A 20,465-nucleotide genomic window follows, 5' to 3' on the forward strand; every position below is an offset into this window, starting at 1 on the left:
GAATAACCAAAACTTCAACTCTCACATCTCATAATGAAAGAGAATAAAGTCAAAGTTAACCCGATGCATATCCTAATGCATTATATTTAAAGAAATGTTATGATTTTTTAAAATACTCTTTTTTAAGTGTACATTTTTAAAACATACATTTCATAGGAAAAGCCTCTGTACGATATGCTGTAAAATCGCATTCCATCACGAGAAATCAGTCGGCCTGTAAGCCGGGTTCTGTATGGTAAAGTTTACACTCTACATGGCAACCATTCATCTGGGACGGATGTTACCATCCGCCTCGTGCAACCTACCCGAATGACTCGCCCGGAAATCGGCTGCAAGTTAAACCTTGCGCGTCATTTCTATTCGGTCTTGCTCCCGGTGGGGTTTACCTTGCCACACTCATTACTGAATGCGCGGTGGGCTCTTACTCCACCCTTTCACCCTTACCTATAAAAATAGGCGGTTTACTTTCTGTGGCACTTTCCCTAGGGTCGCCCCTGCCGGGTGTTACCCGGCACCGTTTTTCCATGGAGCCCGGACTTTCCTCACCTGCCACCTTTAAGTATTGAACAAGCGCGGCTGCCCAGCCGACTGACACACTATTATAAAACATTTTTCGTCAAGTGAAAATAGTCCTCTCAAGATATTTTATAAATTTGATCAAAAGAATGCATCGCCTTCAAAGTGCATTTTTATTTTAACGCAGCCAAATAAGTTTTCACTTTTGAACAATATTTTTCCGAAATGGAATTCATTTTTTTTGCAGCATGACCTGCATTATATTTAAGGACGGTGCCACACGTATTGCCACCACTTAGTTTATATGCCCGTGCCAAATAACGCATGCCATATTCAAGATTGGTTGCAGGATCGTAAAGATCTTGTATAGAACCTTTAAACCCCAACCCTCGTGCAGTAGATGGTTTAATTTGCATCAAACCTATTTCGCCAGCAGCCCCCTTTATATGTGCCTTATAATCACTTTCAACCCTTACAACAGCATGTGCTAAATTAACGGGAACATTGTACTTATTCGCAAATTTTTGAATAAGAAACTCATAAGGACGAACAGGAATCCTAGAAGAAATCGTCACAGAACCTTCATTTGATCCAGCAACATTTAGTACAGTATGAGCCAAACTTATCTCAAATACAAAAGATATAATAAATGCTGCACTTAAAAAAAATTTTAAAAATTGCATTTTCTTTCTCTTCATTAAGACATTTTTAAATCCTAGCCGCAACGGCTTGAAGGGCGCATTGTACACAGAAAGAAAACTAAAGAGCGGCTTAAAAATGAAAATATTAAGACAATTTCAAGATAATTTTTCCCAATCTAAGAAAATCGCTCAGCTCACTCATTATATATTTCATATTTCACAAGATATCGAAAAATAAAAAAACTATAATAAAGGATTTAATGTAGTAAAGAAGTGATATACTCTACCGCTTTCTTATGCATCTACCACACACCTAACTTTTAGCAGACAAAAATAGCATTAAAAATACCAATGGCTCTGCTATTTTTCACATACAATGATTAAAAATCCTTATTCAGGTCAATTCCACGATCGTAACAAGCCACATTGACTGGAACATCTTTATACAACACCCTCGATATCGCAAAATATCTACTGGGAATAGAAACCGCTATCAACCCTCCTCAACAGCTGTTAAAATACTCGCTGCAAAAAACTTAACTCAAACAAGCCCCCCTAAAGCAACCATAAGAAGCTCACGAACCTGTATCAAACACACTATTTTCAGAGCAGATAGTACACTTTAAAAAATTACTTCTAGCTATTTGGGGAAAATTCTTAAAGGATTAGTACAAATAACCTCAGGACCATCTGAATAAAAATTTATATTGCTTATATTCATTCAAATGTTTTTCCTATCTGCTATAGTCTAATATCCTCCTAACATAGCCTTCCCCACCTTCAGGAAACATACAACAAATAAAGATCCTAAAATCCATAGAAAAAAGGAGATCCCAACCCCTCTTCTCTCTTCCATTCCTCGCTGGTAATATCAAAAATGGGGGTACAATTCCTCTTCACATTTTCCGAAATTCCAAGAAAAGCGCAAAAACACTCTTCGGATAAACCGTAAACGCATAATTTTTTTAGGGAAGTGACTAAAAATAAGCATCACCAATAGAAGGATGAGAAATCGCTTTTAATATAACCATAGCAACAGTTTCACCCAATTTCTGAGCAAGCTCATCGCTCTGACCACTGGCAGCAGCAGCAGCAACCGTATCTCGACGCACTTGCTCAATGAATTGTTTTTGTTGTTGAGGATTCATTCTAGAGAGGTGCACAATAATATCGGGAAAAGACAATGCCAACTTTTCTAAGAGCATACCCTCTGTTACATTAACCTGATGAGAAGAAAAAGAGCGAGCAGGAAAAAACTGATAAACTACAGGATTCCGAGTAATAAAAAGACTGACTGCAAAAACCAAAAACACAAACAAAATAAGGATACTACGACGCCAGCAAAAACCCATTCTCTCTCCCTAAGAACCACCATATACAAAGCCCCCCACATTATTCATCGGACCTTCAATAAAAAAATTAAATCACTGAAAATCCATGAAAATCTCAACTTAGCTTACCTCAAATTGCAATTTCTATCTACTATGTAAGGCCAGCTGTTTCTCTTTCATCCCCCTCATTAATACCTCATTAAATTTAACACAGAACTCTAAAAGCCTGACTGAGGCGAACCTCAGCCAGGCCAGACAATCTAAGGGATCCACGCGGGGGGGGGGGAGGAGGCTCCCTGATCGTCCTCTCACACCAACATCGTTGATGCAATGTTCTTACTATGGAATAAAATATTCTAAACAACAAGAAATTCTTACCATATTTTATACAAAAAATACAAAAAAAATATAATTTGCCCAAAAGTGGAAAAATTTAGGCAAAAAAACACTAAAAATGATCCAATTTGAAGCAATTTTATTCCGAGGGGACTCGATCAATAGGAATCTATGATCATTGTTATTTTCCTAATAAGCTTTTCCCAAAAACAATGTCCGTGAAAATTTTAAAGCATAAGCGGTTTTTATAGACTTTCTCCTATCGAAGGAAAAAGCACAAAAGCAGTAATCACTTGTTCAACGCTATTACCACAAAATCAAAATGTGCATCTTTTACCCCCTTAAAATTGTAATAAAAAATCAGAAATATACGCGCTGATATAGACGTAAATTGCTTTGGTCCAAACGATGAACAAGCATAGTCCCGATACGACTAAAATAAAAATACCAAATCTTATCTGTCTTCATGACAATTTCTGAAAATAACCATAAAAAAATAGTGTAAAATTGGCTCTACACTCACAACATCAATTATAAACTTGAATAAATTAATTTTCACGAAACAATCAGAGCTCTGAGTGTAATTTATTCCGAATCACTCATTTGTGCCATTCAAGGTGAGAACAAACTCTTTTATAACCAGAAATAAATTCCATCGCCTTATCATAACTGACGATGACCAGTGTAGACATTTTCTCCCGTCTCTATTGTTTGCCCCCACCCTTTAGAATAATAAAATGAAAAGTCCCTGTATCCGAAAACTGCTCTATTCATTCTCTTTAAGAAAGATTATAGAGGACTTCCTTTTTGCTTCTCGCGTTCTTTCATGAAATTTCCTCTCATTGAGAACAACACACCATTGTACTGCTCATTCACATGCTTGCTTTAAAGAAAACCTTTCTTGCTCCCATCTCATTTCCTAATATCGCCCTCCCCGTGAAAGGTATAACGCAAATTCCCTTAAGCCTCACTGTATTTCGAAAGTACAAGCTGGAATCATCATTATATTTCCCAACTTCCAATGTTGCACATGTGTTTACATTAAAATGGTTCATAAGGGACATATTGCGTTCCTTCTCAAACATTTTTTATCCGCATGCCAATCCTTCTTGTTCCGTGCACAAAAATGATTTTTTGCTTTTAAAGCAGACGGTTTAAAATGAGAAAGTTCTCTACATTTAGTATTCTTATTCAAGTTGCACAACAATGAATTATCATTAAAATCAATATATTATATAACTCACACATGCTATATTAACACACGTTAAGAGCAACGCTATCGGCTTCGCATCGACTATAAGAAGATCGTTAATTATACAGCTTACATACCTAAATATGAAAGTACTAAGCAGTCTAAAGCACAAAAATACAATGTACCTAAAAAAAACGACAACTTTTTAACGAGGTACTCAAATCCCATCTTTGTGCTTTTAAAAATCAAAGGAATAAAGCACATAAGCAAATATGATTATGCAAACTCTATGTTTTTATCTTTTATATCATCTACCAGTAAACGCGGATCACGAGCAAGCCAGAGCTTAACCATGAGTCTCTCATGACTTTCATTTTGTACAGGAGCAAGGCAAACAGTTTGTTCTAAAACAAGTCCCGCATTTTTAAGCCATTGTTCTATTTGTGAATCTGAAAATTCAAGAGACATATGAACATGGGAGGAATGTGAAGACGCAACTTTATGGTGAACAAAATCCACAATCAGCAAACGTCCATTGGGACGTAAAACACGTGCTATCTCCTTAAAAGCTATGTGGGGACCATTAAGACAATGTAAAACCCAGTGAAGAACCACCAAATCAAAAGTTATATTTCCAACAGACAAGTGCAAAATATCGCTATCAAGAGTAACTTCAACGGCATGCGTATAAAGACCTGAAAACAACTTTGAGACAGAGCCTGTACCCATACCAATATCGAGCATTGTCTCAAAGGGTTTATCGCCAATGATTTCGTGTAAAGCGCTTTCCACAGCGGACTCTGCAACATATGATAACCGTAATACATCCCTCTGCGTTGCATTTTGTAAGAAATCCTTCTTTCTCTTGTTTAGGCGCTGTTTTTTAATATCTACCAAACATGTTAAATCGTGCACAAGCATCAAATCATGCTCTGGTAGAGCTGAAAGAGCAGCCATCACAATATCTTTTTTAGACAAACAACCACGACAAAGCTTAAAATAAACCCGCCCCCCCTTCTGATAACGTTCAATCAATTGTGCTTCGTACAATAAACGTAAATTTCGTGATACACGCTGTTGCGACTGACCAAGGATGAATGTAAAGTCCGATACTGTTAAATCTTCGTGATACAAAAGCGCAAGAATACGCAAACGACTTGCTTCTGCCATCGTTTTTAGCAGCACAATCATCGCATCCAAACTGTTGATTTTTTCCATAAACATTCCTTACTACTTCTATAAACATTTGTTTATAGGAATAGAAAGTCAAGCAGAAGGCGCATAGTTGCATCTATTTGATGATATTATTTTATGATAGTATAAAAAAGTAAGCGATTATTAAAGAACAAACAATACCCATCCTGCTATTACCCCGCTATGAAAGCAAGGACGTTTGTATTGCAGCACGACTCTATAGGAAAATTCACCACACCTCATTGCATTTTAACGAGTAACAATTGCTCATACAATATCACCAGCACGTTAAAATATAATAATCTTCCCTACAGGATAGGCAATTACGATTCTGTACTCTTTTTTGTCTCAAATGTCATGAACGAAAGCCCTATCATCGATAGGTAATTTCCTTTTTTGAAAAATGAAGACAATATCAGATATCATCACCCTTTTCTCCATCAAGCTCAAAAAAGGCAAGAAATTATTCTAGCGTGTCAACGGCTTATAATTCACACGTCGATGATTAAGAGCGTCTGAACCAAGACGGCGAACCTTATCAGCCTCATATTCAGCAAAATTACCTTCAAACCATTCCACATGGCCCTTCCCTTCAAAAGCCAAAATATGAGTCGCCAATCGATCAAGAAACATACGATCATGCGATATAATAACTGCGCAACCAGCAAAATTCTCCAATGCGTCCTCCAACGCGCCCAACGTTTCAGTATCAAGATCATTGGTCGGTTCATCAAGAAGAAGAACATTACCTCCCTCTTTTAAAAGCTTAGCCAAATGTACGCGATTGCGCTGCCCTCCTGATAAATTTGCCACTTTTTGCTGTTGATCTGCACCCTTAAAATTAAACGCACCACAATAAGCGCGACTATTCATCTCATATTTACCGAGTTTAATAATATCATTTCCGCCAGAAATTTCCTCCCAAACAGTTTTATCGCCCGCTAATGAATCGCGACTCTGGTCGACATAACTCATCTGAGCTGTTTCCCCGATACGTATTTGACCTGAATCTGGTTGTTCCTGCCCCGTCAACATTTTAAACAAGGTAGATTTTCCCATACCATTGGCACCAATGACTCCAACAATTCCCCCCGCAGGAAGCTTGAAAGAAAGACTATCAATCAACACACGCTCTCCATATGCCTTAGAGAGATTATCAACCTCAATGACAACCTGCCCCAATCTTTCGCCAATAGGAATAATAATTTGCGCTTCTCCAGGACGGCGCTCATGTGCAGCTTGAACCAACTCATCATAGGCTTTAATCCGCGCTTTTGACTTTGCTTGCCGTCCTTTTGGGCTAGAAGCTATCCACTCTTTTTCGCGTGACAACGCGCGCTGACGCGCAGCCTCTTCACGCCCTTCCTGAGCCACACGTTTAGCTTTTGCGCCTAAATAAGCAGAATAATTCCCCTCATAAGGGATACCTTTCCCGCGATCTAATTCTAAAATCCAACTCGTTACATTATCGAGAAAATAACGATCATGCGTCACTAAAAGCACCGCACCGGAATATTCACGCAGATGCCTTTCAAGCCAAGCTGTAGTTTCAGCATCCAAATGGTTTGTTGGTTCATCCAAAAGCAATAAATCAGGTTTTGACAAAAGCAATTTACAAAGCGCAACACGCCGCTTTTCACCTCCTGAAAGCTTTGTCACATCCTCATTGGCTGGTGGACAACCAAGAGCAGCCATAGCCATTTCTACTTGACTTTCTAAATCCCAAAGATTTTGACTGTCGATAACATCTTGAAGACGTGCACTTTCATCGGCTGTTTCTTCACTATAATTCATCATCAATTCATTATAACGCTCTAAAATAGCCTGCTTATCGGCAACACCTTCCATCACATTACCACGTACATCTTTGCTTGTATCAAGAAGAGGCTCTTGTGGCAGATAGCCACAACGTGCCCCCTCAGAAAGCCATGCTTCTCCGGTGTATTCCTTATCTAGCCCGGCCATAATACGTAAAATGGTCGATTTACCTGCACCATTAGGTCCTAAAATACCGATTTTTGCATCTGGATAAAAAGACAGATGAATATTTTCCAAAATTTTTTTATTACCGTAAGCCTTGGTAAGCCCAGCCATATGATAGATAAATTGACGTGCCATAAACTTCTCTTTAAATATTGTGTGATATTAGAGTTAGGACTTTGAAAAAACCGCTTTTGCTTTCCTGAAACTTCGGATAAGCAATGCGTATGTTCAATGCAAGAATTTTGCATTCTAATATTGATACATTTTTTCTAATCTCACAAGCCCCACAATGGTTCTGAATGCAAAAAAACACATCTCCGACGAATAAAAAACAAATCCTCTTAGCTGTACCTGAGACATGTTATCAAACGTCGTTTCTTTTTTCTATACCAGATATAAGACTATGTTTTTATCGTATTAAACCGACCTATCAATGCAATAGCGTACCACCAAGAAAATCAATTCTCTATGCCCCCTCTTTTCTTGCTTTGTGGGCATTACATTACGCTGTAGAAAACCCCCATCTCTTTTCATCACTTTTGTGTCACGGAAAGCAATGGACTTCACCTCTTGCCTTAACATGGCTCAAATTGTATTTACATAACAACCGCCGCCTTATGGGATCTGACGTCCCAAGCCCTATAATTATTAAAGCCCTGCACCCCTATGTAGCCATGAGCAACCACTTTTCACTCCCCATTGGCATGTGGTTACAATTTGTAAAAAACTATAAAACCAATTGTAAAAACTTATCCATTCCTCTCTTTTGGCTTGATAATTATACAAATAATAACGATATCTACCAAATTATCTCAAAACTGCAAGACGAAACATAGTCTTTAAAGATTACCACAAAAGATAAATATCCTACAGGCATACATTCATGAAAAAAAAAGCCTTAATCGTCATTGATGTCCAAAATGACTTTCTGCCAGGTGGAGCACTTGCAGTACCACAAAGTGATATCATTTTACCTGCTGTTAATAATCTCATAGATCATTTTGATCATGTTATTTTAACCCAAGATTGGCATCCCAAAAACCATTGCAGCTTTGCTTCTGCCTACCCTGAAAAAACGCCCTATGATACAGTCACTCTTGATTATGGTCCCCAAATACTTTGGCCTGATCATTGCGTACAAGGAACACAAGGAGCAGATTTTCATACATCTCTCAGAGTTGAGAAAGCACAACTTATCCTTCGAAAAGGTTATAACAAAAAAATTGATAGCTATTCTGCCTTTTTTGAGAATGATCAAAAAACACCTACAGGTTTACAAGTTTATCTCCAAGAACATGGTTTTACAAAACTAGCTATGTGCGGCTTAGCAACTGATTTTTGTGTTGGGTTTTCTGCACTTCACGCCATCCAATGCGGCTTTAAAGTTAGTGTTTCATTAAATGCCTGCGCTGGTATCGATCTAAACGGATCGCTTAACACGATGCTCAAAACTATGAACGAAGCCGGTATAGAACTCTTAATGGCCTCCTAACCCCACCCTTTTCTCCTACTATTACAACGCATAAAAAAACCTTTAACTCACTGAGATACAGCATCTTTATGCAAATGATGACGCTTAAAGCGAAGAGAAGAATAAAATGCCATTCCAATAATACAGACCCCCACAAGTCCTGTTAATACTTCAGGAACCGATATAATGGTTTGCAGATACATAATCACTGCGAGAACCAAAATTGCATAAAAAGCACCATGCTCTAAATAACGATAATGTAATAACGTTCCTGATTCAACCAACATAATCGTCATAGAACGAACGTAAAATGCACCTATGCCAAGACCAATTGCGATAATAAAAAGATTGTGTGAAAAGGCAAAAGCACCAACAACGCCATCGAAAGAAAAACTAGCATCTAAAACTTCTAAATAAAGAAATGCACCAGCGCCCCCTTTAGCAACAGTAGTTAAAGTTGTTTTTGGAGCATCCAAGAGCGAACCGACAGCTTCAACACTTATAAATGTCAAAAGCCCATAAAGGCTAGCAAGTAAAAAAGTCATTTTATCTTCTGTTACAATCAGCCCTGAAAAAAGTAACATCGTAATCAAAACAATTGCAATATCAATCCCGAAAAGTGCCCCAAACTTTTGAGCTGTCCTCTCTATAAAAACAATCCAATGTACCTCTTTCTCAGGGTCAAAAAAATATTTCAACCCGACCATCATAAGAAAAGTCCCCCCAAAAGCAGCTATACCTACATGAGCATCCGTTAAGATTGCAGCATACTGATGTGGCTCCCATATTGCTAATTTTACTGCCGCAATTGGATTAATCCAAACAGCAACAGCAACCACCAGCAACGGAAAAACAATCCGCATCCCAAATACTGCTATTAAAATGCCCCATACCAAAAAACGACGGCGCCATAACTGCTCCATCCTTTCGAGAACACGCGCATTGATAATAGAATTATCAAAAGATAAAGAAATCTCCAAAATTCCTAAAACGCAGCAAATGAAAAAATATTTAAGAAAACCTGTAGCACTTCCCGTTTCAAACCAACCAATAGCTCCCCCTAAAAAGATGCCAAAAATTGTGAAAAAAAAAGCCCATCTAAAATAGCCTAATAGGGCCATGATCATTCCTCAAAGCTCATCTCTTTAATTCATTTTGCGCAAATCAATCGTATCTGCTAATATCGAAATAAAATACACATGGCAAATTTATATGGAATTTTGTACAGAAAAAACAAGCAAAGAATTTAGCAAATGCATCTTTTATATAAATTATACACCACCTTTAAAATGACACACAAGACAGAAAAATAAAAATCACTTTCTTTCTATTGATTAAAATTTAAAAATAAGAGAGAAATAAAATTATAAATGTTGACTACAAATATTGACATTAGATAATGAGATATTAATACATAGTGTGCCTTTATCGGCCAAAGCTTATACCATGATGATTTACTGAGGGAGATAATTCATGGCACGTCCTGAAACTGAATCAAAAACTATATTTGGAAAACGTTTACGTTATGTACGCCTTGCTTTAGGGGATCCATCACGTGAAACATTAGCTAAGAAATTTAGCATGACAAAAAACTCTATTGCTTTTTATGAGCGTGGAGAAAGAGAACCCAACCTTAGTGTCTTACAAACATATCGCACGTTGTACGGTGTCAATATTAATTGGCTTTTAACTGGACAAGGCAAAATGTTTGATGCCGAATATACGAAAGGCGCTTTTGACTGGAACTATTTTATAAAGAAAATTGAAGGACTTGAAGAGACTCTTGCTAGCAAAAGCGCTCGTAGTGAAAACTTAAATCAAGAAAAAATCGAAAACTCTTGTGAAAAGTTGCAGCAGTATTTATCAAAACAAGGCTCATCCAACGGTCTCACTCCAAACGCCGCAACTTCTCTCATCGATATGAAGGCAAAAATGGCTAATTCTTATACCCTTAGCTTATTTATTGATTTGCTCATTCGAAGTATATCGCAAAAAGAGGTTATAGCTAATCAATAAAAGTTCCGATCAAAAGGAACAATGATGGGCATAAACTTTATCAGCAGGAAAAAACAAGAGCATTTTTTCTTTTCTGATAAAGTTTTGGATCCCATATTAAAATTTATGATTATAGTAAAATTATTGAATATATATGCCCAATAGCGCAAAAAGGAAAAATTTTCTACTATCAATAAAAATAATAGATTATAAAATTTAAAAAAAATAGTTTTATAGTAAAAAATTTCTATTTGTATATTGTTGACAATAAATATTTTCTTGTTAAAAATATAATTCTCATAGAAATTATTGTTTGAGAGAAAAAAAATTAAGGAAAATATATTGACTACTTACTGTGGAGGCATACTTTGATACTCATAGTCAGGTAAGTTGAATATTTATCCTGCAAATTATCGGCTATTTTATGAGGTAGGAAGCATGTATTTTGAGGTGTTTCAAGGAGTTCACAATCAATGGTACTGGCGTCTCATCTCAGGAGATGAACAAAAAATTGCTTTTTCTAGTAAAGGTTATCCAACAAAGCAGGATCTCCTGACCAATATTGAACAAATAAAAGAGATTACGCATAAAGCCTTTATTAGAGAGCTACAGTTCTAACGTTTTACCATTCAGCCAAAAGTTTTTACTTTATATATTTTGAAATTTGCATTGCGTTTTAGTACTGAATAGAAAAAGATTGATATTCCGACAGTGGAAAACATGAGAAGTTTTTTGCATGGTTCTTAGTGTACCTCAAGAAGCTGTTGAATAAAGCTCTTCACGGATGCTTTGCCACTCTCCAAAGTACGAAACAAAGTGCTCTTAAATTTATCAACCAGCGGCATGCAATGCTTTTTTATGCTTTCAACTGGTCAAATTCTTTGCAACTGCAAGACTTGGCAGTGTTTTAAAGCAAACGAAATAGCCGCAAATTCTCCATCAAGTCACGCAATACTAAAACAAATTCTCAGGCTCTAATAAAAACATTTACAGCATGTATTGTGAAATTTCAGCTGCAAACAAAAAAATTCTAATGCCCCTCTCATAAAGCAAAGCCAAACGTTGCAAAGCTGCCTGCATGGATAAACAATATCAGAGAAGATTTATTGCACAAACTTACAACATAAGTTTGTCCAACGCTCTAAATCAAATTATCTTGAAAATCTTAATGGAAAATGGATATTTGAAAAATAAGCATTTATCGCGTGCTTTCCCGAATCAAAGTTCTTTAATTTCAACGGTAATGAGAATAGAATGCAGCCTTCTATGGTCAAGAGTTTATGATTACCAATCACTGTATGGACAGCAGTAAAATCTTTCATCCCTATGGGTGTATTCTGAAACATTGCGCTTTAGAACATGTTCTTATTGCGGCACGCATTATGACTGCAACAATGCTCAGCGCATTTTAAAAGAACTAGCGAGTTAAAAGAACTAGCGAGAAATTCAGTCATCCCAAGCTGAAAAATAGACTCTGACTAAGCTCTTATCAAGTTTGCTCAAACAAGTCTTATAAAAAAGAAATGAATGGAGAGACTTAATGTAAAATAGTAAAATTTACATAATTTGAGTAAACGATAAACAAGCAAGATCCAAAAGTAACATTTCTGAAAAAAGCCTAGAATCCAAACGCGTTGACATGTCTGATTTCCTTCTCTTTAACTCAATGCAAAATCACCCCCCCTCCTTGATTGTTATCTTATCTTAAGTGTTCTTTAGAATATTACTGCCCTATCATTTCTTCTTTTGACACCTTTTCTTTCACAGCTTCTTAGTCTATCCTAAAAGGGGTAGCTTATAAGATACCTGATAATATACCCCCCCCTTAAGGAAGTAAGCTGGCATAAACATGACCAGCATCTATACCAATGTAGTATCTCACTTCAAAATAACGGTATCGCTTCAATCTACTGTCATCATGATTTCTGTAAATCATTATTTACAAAAAACACACAGTGCATCACACCACCTTCGAAGCAGCGTGTTTGAACATTAATCATTCTCTTTGTGAGAAAATTATCCGAATCACAAATCACCCAGCCTATTTTTATAGCTAGATTAAACAGGGGATTATATTAGCCATCCTCCATCCCATTTTTTCCAAAAACAAGCAGATTAATAATGAAGTTTCTTGAGGAAAAAAAAGCTAAATGGAGCTAAAAAAATTTTAAAAAATAATAAGGCACCCCTAAAAATTAAACTCAAACAGCAGAAAAGCATGTCTCTCTATAAACGGAAAAACAACAGCAGAATTTAGAACAAAGCTGAAAATGATTATTAAAAAACATAGCCATATTCATTGATCAACCTAATCTTCCAACAAGTAAGATATTATTATACATTAAAAGTCCTGCCCAAAAAGCAATTCAAATACACAAGTAGCAATATACTCGGAGAGAGCCAATTTGGCACTTTACCAAATAAAGTGTCTTAAAGAGAAATTCAGCAATCACCATCAAAAAAGCAACAAAACAACACATTGACTTGATCCTCTGTGCTAGTGTCCCCCAAAAGATCTTTCATTTGATTGTGATAATGCGTCAGGAGCGTATTTTTACATTCGAACCTTAAAACCTCATAGTAGTCCACAACTTACCATACAACACAACGCGCCAGATTCTCCCAATAGAACAATGACAGTGTACCTTTCTGTCTCTTCTCTTATCTCTGCAAAACCCGTATCCCTGAAAAACTTATTCTCTCATACCTCATTGCCTGATCACATTCCTTAACGAGTGCGTTATGAAGTGTTTTAAAATCCAACATTACGTTGCTCCCTCTTATCTCTCAAATCGTGTGTCTTTTTGTGACAGTAATAAACCTGATAGAGCCTCCATAAATTACAAATTATGCTATAATTTTTTTGCCAAACACCTTGTGTTTTCTGCATTCATCTTTCTCTCCCTCTTTCTTTTATCCAATCATCATAACCGGCTTCTTTCCTTCACCTCATAAGGAACAGGCAATCATTTTTTCTTTACTGCCATGACTATTTATATGCTTATATGTATATATGTATTGGTTGAGGCTATTTTATCAGCAAATACTTCCATTTCCTCAATGAACGTACCACCTCCAACACTGTTTTTAGCAAAACATGCATCACCATAAACAGTTGCAGTACCGTATAGTATGCATTATCATAGATTTTTAGATTATCACCAACGACTAGCTTTAAACTTGTACAGTGCCAAAAACGATAACCTCACCGCCAACCCAACAGTTGCTTCCATGACTAAGGTTTATCTTTCCTCGTTATCAAGCTTCCTAAATCACTTTATTTTAATATTTCCAAAGTCTTTTAATGCACAGATCCGATGCAAAATATAAATACACTCAATTTTTCGCATCATCTTCTGATTTAATCCTGTCCTGATATTGCTTTATGATTTCCTCATACTGCTTAATTTGTTGTTTCAGCTTTTCAATCGCTTGATCACGTCTTTTAATCACCATACTTTGTTCTCTAAGCGCTCTATCTCGTTCTTCGGTTATCTTCATAGAATCCCTTAAGAACTCATGCTTTATCTTTCTTGATTCTTCTTTAAGAGCTTTAGCTTGGTCATGATAATATAAAGCAAGCCGAAACATGATTCCGCTGAAAAGCAAAACAATAATCATCGCTCCCAATAAAATTTCGTTTAGACTCATTTTGATCTCCTTTAATTGCCATTAAATCAGGTCATCTCGACCAATTTGTTGTTCCCTCCATAAAAAAGAATACAATAAGCCGCATATGCCAAGTGTGATAAACCCTCGACATCCTTATTCTCTTCGCAAAAATACGCTAGTAAACGATGCAAAGTAGCCGCAATGCATACCCTTACATCAATTGTCTTACTGTATTTATTTATAGCAAATGCAAAAACACAATTGATCTCAAAAAATGCTCACAGTAGGATGATCTCAACACGCACCTTACCTGCATCGTTCTTGTTTATCTCTTTTGCATCATGTAGAATGCAATGATACATATAAATCTCTTCGTCATTGCTGAAATCTTTATAGTTACAAACCTCAGCACTACAATAAGATTTCGCATTCCCACGAATCTTTGCATAAGGCAGGTTAGTGCATTATCATAAACTTAAAGTTTTCTAAAACCTCAGCATCCCCATACACTTTCCCATTGCCAAAAACACATTCATCTTTGATAAAATATCTACCGCATGTATCACACCCTACCCCACACTCACCTTTGTGATTGAGATTATCTTTATGCTCCCTAAAATCATCCCAATCTCTTAACGCATGCATGAGATACACCATCTGACGATGACCCAATTTATTACAACAAAAGGAAAGCCAACGCCTTTTCACCTATGAATTTGTATTTTTTCACAGCCATGTTCCTTTTTCTTAACGCTGCAAAACTCCGTTATGCCCGCACACCACCTTAATGCAAGAACTTTTTACAAATATCGATGTTGGGGTATATCTTGATTTATAATTCCACTGCATATACTATTAAAGTAGCATCTCATAAACACACGAAACGTATTTCCATCCCTGGTCATACGCATTGGCCCTGTCGCGATCGTTGAACCAAGCAACCATTTTTATTGATTCGAATCTGAAAGTGTATGGGGACATTTTGTTATTAGTTAAAAACAACTCTATATCCTTCATAAGCGAAGAGCTACGCATGGATATCTTCACGCTCCTTTATCATGTATTCTGGATTCGCGACGCAATATTAACGCTATAGCGTCAATGTGTAAAGGTCTAAAAATGACAAAGACTGAAAAAGATTGGTTCCAACGCTTAACTGATTTAATAAAAAGTGATGGACGAACGATGATTGAAATAAGCAGAGCAGCAGGCTGTGGACAAAATTACGTACAACAAATGATAAACGGGGGGAAAAGACCCTCTGTGGATAAACTTATGGCTATTCTTAATACACTCGGAAATGCTAGCGCCATATACGTAATAACTGGTTTTAACATCTCCGATGAAGATTTAAAACTCATAGCTTTGATTTCGTCTGGAGATAAAAAGAAGATTGAAGCTTTAAATATTCTTTTGACTGAGCAACCTTTGTAGAGTTTTCTACTCTCTCCAAAATCTCTTGCTTTTGAGTTGCAGACAAAGCCTCCCATTTCACAATAATATTGGGTAAAACTTTCTCAAGATTTTCATCATTTCTCATAATTATTCTCCATTTAATTAAATTGATAACGCAAAAGCGTTTATACATACCCCATACCTTAGAAAAAATTATTTGCAATAAGCAGTATGGTATCAATTGTGTACAAACTGGTTTTTATAAAATCAGCTGGAATTCTATGGGCTATGTACCATGGTGAGACAAAAAACGTCATACGGTACAGACTTTTTCATGAACAACTTGACATCATCTCACTTCTATCAACAATGCTGTTCAAATTTCGCAAATTGAACCAATAACTAATCGATGTGAAAATATCTCTGAAAATGTTTCTGAATGCTGCGTGTGAGAATTGGCATAGATTTATTTTGAAGGAAAAATATATCACGATTTTATTCTACACAACACTACCTATGTTTTTTTAAACGATATCGCGAATCAAGAATATAACAATGCGTTATATACACGTTTCTGATGAAGAGCAGCGCTGCCTGCGAATCTGTAATGCGTTTTCTAAAAAAACAACCCCTCCTCTGAAAGAGCCATTTAAGTGCTAACATAGAAATCTGGTTATGAACAAAAATGGCAATACTTAAAAAGATACAACTAACCACATCCAAATAATATCCGTAGATAAATTGCACAAGCATTTATAAAAAAGAAGGTCGTTTGCACAAATTAAACATTGTATTACAAAATATAAACTTGCAGAAAAAATGAATTTTACCTTTGGTAAAAATAAGATAACAAATAATAGCTTTGCATGAGTAGGAAACGAATAATAAAAATGAAGTCCTCTATACAATCAACCTAAGAAAAGAATTGAATTTACCGACACACATCAAGTAAGGTATTCTTTTTTATCAAGCTAAAATTAAAAAAGGTCTTACGAATTGCCTTCCTTAGGCAATTCAAACCGCAAATGGAAAAGCGAAAGTCATTCCTCCAGCAAAAATCACAACAAGAAGCATCAGTATATTGATTGCTCAAACTTTCCAAAAATAAAGCATGTATGAACAAAGGCATGATAGTGAAATAATTAATATTCATGATTGTAATTTACACTGCATCCTTGCACTGAACAACCTCATAAAAGCCCAAAAAAGTGATTGAGAAAACTGGATAACGAAAGAGATAGATTCAATTCCTAAAGATCGCTAAATTTTTGATATCACGAAGATTGTAGACAATGCCACATTCGTGACAATGCTCAGGTTCAAAGCAATGCAGCTGGTTACACAAATACTAATAAGTTATGTTAATATACATGTCTTTAATAATGGATTAGTTCAAAACGAAATGAATATTTTGAAAATGCACAGTTTACGGCAATGACACCATTATAAACTGAAAAAGAGAGAAATTAAAAAATACGAATTTACGGATAAGATTATACAACCTCAAAAAAAAACGCTTTCTAACAGCAAAAACAACCATTTCAAAACAGCACACATGTTTCATGTCACGGATGAATCACACGCAAAAAAGGAGTATAGACATAGCTCCTTGCCTACCTATCATTAGGGCAATGCGTCACGCCACATGCTTTAAGAGAAAAAACACTGTTGCCAATTAATAGAAGTCAAACCTATTGGTAAACTAATCATCTCTCTTAAAATCAGGTCTCCAATAGCAATTTCAGTTACCTCCTCAAACAAATTTTTAGATGTGTTAAAGAATAAATATTGTGAAAACTTGCCCTCCTTGAGTTGTGAAGTTGCATCCCCCCGTGCTCACTTATATTGCAAGACATTATCCAATAAGACCCAATTGCATGATATGCGCACTTTGGCCATAGACTACAGCAGAAAATACGCGAAATCTGTGAAACGTAAGAGTTGATTGACAACTACAAAATTGCACTTCCTAAATTACAAGAGCTTATACTTCCTAAACCAGAAAACCAGTTAAGAGTGCATTTGCATAGCTACTCAAACGATATTTTAACAGCATCAATGGGTATAGTTAAAAAAACACGCAAAGACAGAGAGAAGCAAATTCCAAACAGAGCCCGATTCCCCATTTTACCCAAACTAACCATAACACTTAAAATTGATTCCATTAGAGATAAGCTGCTCGTCTGTGGTAAACGCAGCAAAACACACACTAAAAACTGAGACTTATATTTTATAAGGTGTGCAACTAAGAAGATATAAAAAATCGATACATGGATTAAGACAAAGAGCCATAACATGTACTACCAATTCAAGTAGTAGCACGATTCAAAACACTTTTTAGCTGGATAGATAATAGTATGCCACCCCTTTACACAATAAATACTAGAAACACTGAACGCAAACAATTTTTTCTTGTATTGATAAAAAAGCTAAAAAAGAGTTCATAATAGTGATTCTTAAACCTAATGGATGTAACTTGACACGAGATTTTGTACTCAGTAGAAAAAGATAGGATGAGAGAGCAATATGTAATAATGTATTGTTTATACGCATTTTCTACCATTAAACGCACTCTTCGTTAAACAGAGCTTTAACAGCAGGAAATCAAAAAAGAGTGAAAAACGACAAAAACCAAAATTTGGTAGCAAAAAGGGAAAAAGCCCTCAAAACATCTTAAAAAATAGATTTACACAAAACCTGACAGTAAGCGACAATGAAATGAGAAACCTTCAAGTTCTTTGACGGCTAAAGTGCGTTATTAACCTTACGAAGACTGATCACTGTGGGTTGTGGTGGGCCCGGAGGGACTCGAACCCCCAACCAAGCGGTTATGAGCCGCTGGCTCTAACCAATTGAGCTACAGGCCCCACAAGCTGCTTCTCTCTAAACTAAAATTCTCTATGATACAAGAGCCTGCTTAAGTTATAATCCACCTTTTTTCTTTATCTATCGGTTTTTTTTTCTAATGCCCTAATTTCTTTACAGGAACTCCAAAAAATGAGAGAGTAGTAAATCGATAAACAAAAGGAATAGATATGACAAAAAAATCTTCCCAACCGTCGAAAAATTATCCGGTTAAAATGGCTATGGTAGCACTTACCATGCTAGCCACTTCACTTACCGCACACGCTGAAAAAAGAAAAATGGAAAACGCTACTATTAGAGTTACCGCGACCGGAGAAAGTCAAGCAACACCAGATATGGCAATTATCAATCTAGCCGTTATGACTCAAGACAAAACTGCCCAAAAAGCATTGGCAGCCAATAATAAATCTATAAATGATATTGTAAACGCTTTTAAGAGTAATGGCATCCAAGAAAACGATCTGCAAACATCAGGCTTGTCCATTTATCAATCTAGCGCAGATAAACATCACGAAAAAAAGAACAAGGAAATTCTCTATCACGTTTCAAATTCTTTAACAGTGCGCATTCGTGATCTTTCCAATGCTGGAAAAATATTTGATCAAGCTATGGCAATGGGCGTTAATTCAGTGAATGGTATTACCTTTACCAATGCCGATATGAAGCCATTTTATCAAGAGGCGCGTAAAAAAGCCATCGCTGAAGCAATTGAAAAAGCAGAAACTATAGCACAAGCAGCCAATTTAAAATTAGGCAAGATTATTGAAATCAATGAAAATGATAATGGCTATCATCCAAGTCCACGCCTCATGAGTAGAGCAGCAAGTACAAGCTATGCAGATACAAATTTTTCAGGTGGTGAACTAAATTATAACGTGAGTGTCACTGTAGTATTTGGTATCGATTAAATCACATAGTATGATCAACACTGTGTAAAATGATCTTATCACCGGCCTTCACAGAGAATACCGGTGATATGTTGAAGATAATCTTCTTCAGACAATAACGCGTCTTCGTAAATTTCTATCTGTTCACGCGCAGAAAATTGCGTTTGATGTACCGTCTGACAATTTCCTGACACCAATGGATGCCACCATTGAAGATCTTGTCCCTCATAAATCAGTCTATAAGCACAGCTTTTTGGAAGCCAACGGGCTGTTTTAATCGTTGCGATATCCAACGATATACAGTCTGAAACGATTGATTTACGGTGAACATAGTTCCGACATCGACAAGTTTCTCCATCTAAAAGACGACAAGCAACGCTGGTTGCATAGATATCACCGGTATCATCATCTTCTACCTTGTGTAAACAACAAAGCCCACACCCATCACAAAGACTCTCCCACTCGGAAATGGAAAATTCTTCTAATTTCTTTACTTTCCAAAAGGGAACCTCTTTACGCGTATAATCAGTCATAGCTCTTTCAAAAACAAGAAAATCTACCAAAAAGCAAAATAAATAAAATGTAATCCCCTATAACTTCACATATCTTTTATCTCGTTAAACATCATTTCATTCAGTGCAATGCCTCAAGCTATTTTTTAAAGATTGAGTCTCATAAAATAAAAAAATATCTGTTGTAAAGCTAATATAAACATAAACGCGCATGCACAATGATAAATACTGAGCAGCCTAAAGCAATAATATAATCTAAATGAAACTTTCCATACCTCTAACAAACATTAGCGACTTTTACGAATGCCTCTGCACAAAGAAACCTTGCCGTGCGCATCGAAAAATTAATGCCCTTTGATGAGAGCATTCTTAATAAATATATCACTTCTGCTTATAAACTTACTGGTGCACATGAGATAATGCTTTAAATATTGTTCATTTCTCTTAGAAGTTCCTCTATAATTCCATGCCGCTTTATAAACGGTAGGAAAAATATCAAAGCCAAGAGGAATTTTTAACACCGAAAATTCTGCAT

Annotated in this window: 15 protein-coding genes, 1 tRNA gene and 1 other RNA gene; 7 read left to right on the top strand and 10 right to left on the bottom strand. The window is 36.3% G+C overall.

Translation table 11 applies throughout. The features are described 5' to 3' along the window. Positions 1–201 precede the first annotated feature (201 nt). The 5 genes from rnpB to ettA all read right to left on the bottom strand — a co-directional run bounded on the left by rnpB (position 202) and on the right by ettA (position 7,328). Positions 202–592: RNase P RNA component class A (gene rnpB, locus ABD915_RS03555), an RNA gene on the bottom strand. A gap of 97 nt (positions 593–689) precedes the next feature. Further along, a complete protein-coding gene (locus tag ABD915_RS03560) occupies positions 690–1,199 on the bottom strand; it encodes a lytic transglycosylase domain-containing protein (protein WP_345115274.1) in 510 nt (169 codons plus the stop codon). Positions 1,200–2,134: 935 nt separating this feature from the next. Next, positions 2,135–2,509, bottom strand: coding sequence for a hypothetical protein (locus ABD915_RS03565; protein ID WP_345115277.1), 375 nt, complete (start codon positions 2,507–2,509; stop codon positions 2,135–2,137). A 1,783-nt stretch (positions 2,510–4,292) separates the two neighbouring features. Next, complete coding sequence (locus tag ABD915_RS03570) at positions 4,293–5,234, bottom strand: ArsR/SmtB family transcription factor (RefSeq protein ID WP_345115279.1); 942 nt, start codon at positions 5,232–5,234, stop codon at positions 4,293–4,295. 444 nt (positions 5,235–5,678) lie between these two features. Next, a complete protein-coding gene (ettA, locus tag ABD915_RS03575; protein WP_345115281.1) occupies positions 5,679–7,328 on the bottom strand; it encodes an energy-dependent translational throttle protein EttA in 1,650 nt (549 codons plus the stop codon). 164 nt (positions 7,329–7,492) lie between these two features. Here ettA and ABD915_RS03580 point away from each other — a divergent pair, with 164 nt between their 5' ends. Then, positions 7,493–8,029: a hypothetical protein gene (locus ABD915_RS03580; protein ID WP_345115283.1), complete on the top strand. Its 537-nt coding sequence runs from the start codon at positions 7,493–7,495 to the stop codon at positions 8,027–8,029. 47 nt (positions 8,030–8,076) lie between these two features. Then, positions 8,077–8,685: a bifunctional nicotinamidase/pyrazinamidase gene (gene pncA / locus ABD915_RS03585; RefSeq protein WP_345115285.1), complete on the top strand. Its 609-nt coding sequence runs from the start codon at positions 8,077–8,079 to the stop codon at positions 8,683–8,685. 47 nt (positions 8,686–8,732) lie between these two features. On the opposite strand, the gene ABD915_RS03590 is transcribed toward pncA, so the two are convergent. After that, positions 8,733–9,785, bottom strand: coding sequence for a DUF475 domain-containing protein (locus ABD915_RS03590; RefSeq protein ID WP_345115288.1), 1,053 nt, complete (start codon positions 9,783–9,785; stop codon positions 8,733–8,735). Positions 9,786–10,137: 352 nt separating this feature from the next. Between ABD915_RS03590 and ABD915_RS03595 the strand changes: the two genes are divergently transcribed. Both ABD915_RS03595 and ABD915_RS03600 read left to right on the top strand, forming a co-directional pair. Then, on the top strand, positions 10,138–10,680 hold the full coding sequence (locus tag ABD915_RS03595) for a helix-turn-helix domain-containing protein (RefSeq protein ID WP_345115291.1): 543 nt from the start codon (positions 10,138–10,140) through the stop codon (positions 10,678–10,680). Positions 10,681–11,097: 417 nt separating this feature from the next. Beyond that, a complete protein-coding gene (locus ABD915_RS03600) occupies positions 11,098–11,277 on the top strand; it encodes a YegP family protein (RefSeq protein WP_345115392.1) in 180 nt (59 codons plus the stop codon). A gap of 2,718 nt (positions 11,278–13,995) precedes the next feature. Here the strand turns inward: ABD915_RS03600 and ABD915_RS03605 are convergent. Beyond that, on the bottom strand, positions 13,996–14,310 hold the full coding sequence (locus ABD915_RS03605; RefSeq protein ID WP_345115294.1) for a hypothetical protein: 315 nt from the start codon (positions 14,308–14,310) through the stop codon (positions 13,996–13,998). 1,080 nt (positions 14,311–15,390) lie between these two features. Here ABD915_RS03605 and ABD915_RS03610 point away from each other — a divergent pair. Then, on the top strand, positions 15,391–15,705 hold the full coding sequence (locus tag ABD915_RS03610) for a helix-turn-helix domain-containing protein (RefSeq protein ID WP_345115297.1): 315 nt from the start codon (positions 15,391–15,393) through the stop codon (positions 15,703–15,705). On the opposite strand, the gene ABD915_RS03615 is transcribed toward ABD915_RS03610, so the two are convergent. Further along, positions 15,629–15,811, bottom strand: a complete 183-nt coding sequence (locus tag ABD915_RS03615) for a hypothetical protein (protein WP_345115300.1) — start codon at positions 15,809–15,811, stop codon at positions 15,629–15,631. The genes ABD915_RS03610 and ABD915_RS03615 overlap by 77 nt on opposite strands. 1,796 nt (positions 15,812–17,607) lie before the next feature. Here ABD915_RS03615 and ABD915_RS03620 point away from each other — a divergent pair. Continuing rightward, entirely contained in the window at positions 17,608–17,886 is a 279-nt protein-coding gene (locus ABD915_RS03620) for a hypothetical protein (protein WP_345115302.1), read from the top strand. 570 nt (positions 17,887–18,456) lie between these two features. On the opposite strand, the gene ABD915_RS03625 is transcribed toward ABD915_RS03620, so the two are convergent. Further along, positions 18,457–18,533: transfer RNA gene (locus tag ABD915_RS03625), tRNA-Ile, on the bottom strand. A gap of 168 nt (positions 18,534–18,701) precedes the next feature. On the opposite strand from ABD915_RS03625, the gene ABD915_RS03630 reads away from it, so the two are divergent. Then, the gene (locus ABD915_RS03630) at positions 18,702–19,439 is read left to right on the top strand and encodes an SIMPL domain-containing protein (protein ID WP_345115304.1); all 738 of its coding nucleotides are present in this window, start codon (positions 18,702–18,704) and stop codon (positions 19,437–19,439) included. 38 nt (positions 19,440–19,477) lie between these two features. Here ABD915_RS03630 and ABD915_RS03635 read toward each other — a convergent pair whose 3' ends face one another. Further along, positions 19,478–19,951, bottom strand: coding sequence for a YcgN family cysteine cluster protein (locus tag ABD915_RS03635; RefSeq protein ID WP_345115307.1), 474 nt, complete (start codon positions 19,949–19,951; stop codon positions 19,478–19,480). Positions 19,952–20,465 lie beyond the last annotated feature (514 nt).

This window comes from Bartonella jaculi (assembly GCF_039543045.1).
Classification (GTDB): domain Bacteria; phylum Pseudomonadota; class Alphaproteobacteria; order Rhizobiales; family Rhizobiaceae; genus Bartonella; species Bartonella jaculi.

Excerpts from the sequence above, each read along its gene's own strand:
- ABD915_RS03560 (WP_345115274.1), bottom strand. The coding sequence starts at position 1,199 with ATGCAATTTTTAAAATTTTTTTTAAGTGCAGCATTTATTATATCTTTT.
- ABD915_RS03565 (WP_345115277.1), bottom strand. The coding sequence starts at position 2,509 with ATGGGTTTTTGCTGGCGTCGTAGTATCCTTATTTTGTTTGTGTTTTTG.
- ABD915_RS03570 (WP_345115279.1), bottom strand. The coding sequence starts at position 5,234 with ATGGAAAAAATCAACAGTTTGGATGCGATGATTGTGCTGCTAAAAACG.
- ettA (WP_345115281.1), bottom strand. The coding sequence starts at position 7,328 with ATGGCACGTCAATTTATCTATCATATGGCTGGGCTTACCAAGGCTTAC.
- ABD915_RS03580 (WP_345115283.1), top strand. The coding sequence starts at position 7,493 with ATGCAAAAAAACACATCTCCGACGAATAAAAAACAAATCCTCTTAGCT.
- pncA (WP_345115285.1), top strand. The coding sequence starts at position 8,077 with ATGAAAAAAAAAGCCTTAATCGTCATTGATGTCCAAAATGACTTTCTG.
- ABD915_RS03590 (WP_345115288.1), bottom strand. The coding sequence starts at position 9,785 with ATGGCCCTATTAGGCTATTTTAGATGGGCTTTTTTTTTCACAATTTTT.
- ABD915_RS03595 (WP_345115291.1), top strand. The coding sequence starts at position 10,138 with ATGGCACGTCCTGAAACTGAATCAAAAACTATATTTGGAAAACGTTTA.
- ABD915_RS03600 (WP_345115392.1), top strand. The coding sequence starts at position 11,098 with ATGTATTTTGAGGTGTTTCAAGGAGTTCACAATCAATGGTACTGGCGT.
- ABD915_RS03605 (WP_345115294.1), bottom strand. The coding sequence starts at position 14,310 with ATGAGTCTAAACGAAATTTTATTGGGAGCGATGATTATTGTTTTGCTT.
- ABD915_RS03610 (WP_345115297.1), top strand. The coding sequence starts at position 15,391 with ATGACAAAGACTGAAAAAGATTGGTTCCAACGCTTAACTGATTTAATA.
- ABD915_RS03615 (WP_345115300.1), bottom strand. The coding sequence starts at position 15,811 with ATGAGAAATGATGAAAATCTTGAGAAAGTTTTACCCAATATTATTGTG.
- ABD915_RS03630 (WP_345115304.1), top strand. The coding sequence starts at position 18,702 with ATGACAAAAAAATCTTCCCAACCGTCGAAAAATTATCCGGTTAAAATG.
- ABD915_RS03635 (WP_345115307.1), bottom strand. The coding sequence starts at position 19,951 with ATGACTGATTATACGCGTAAAGAGGTTCCCTTTTGGAAAGTAAAGAAA.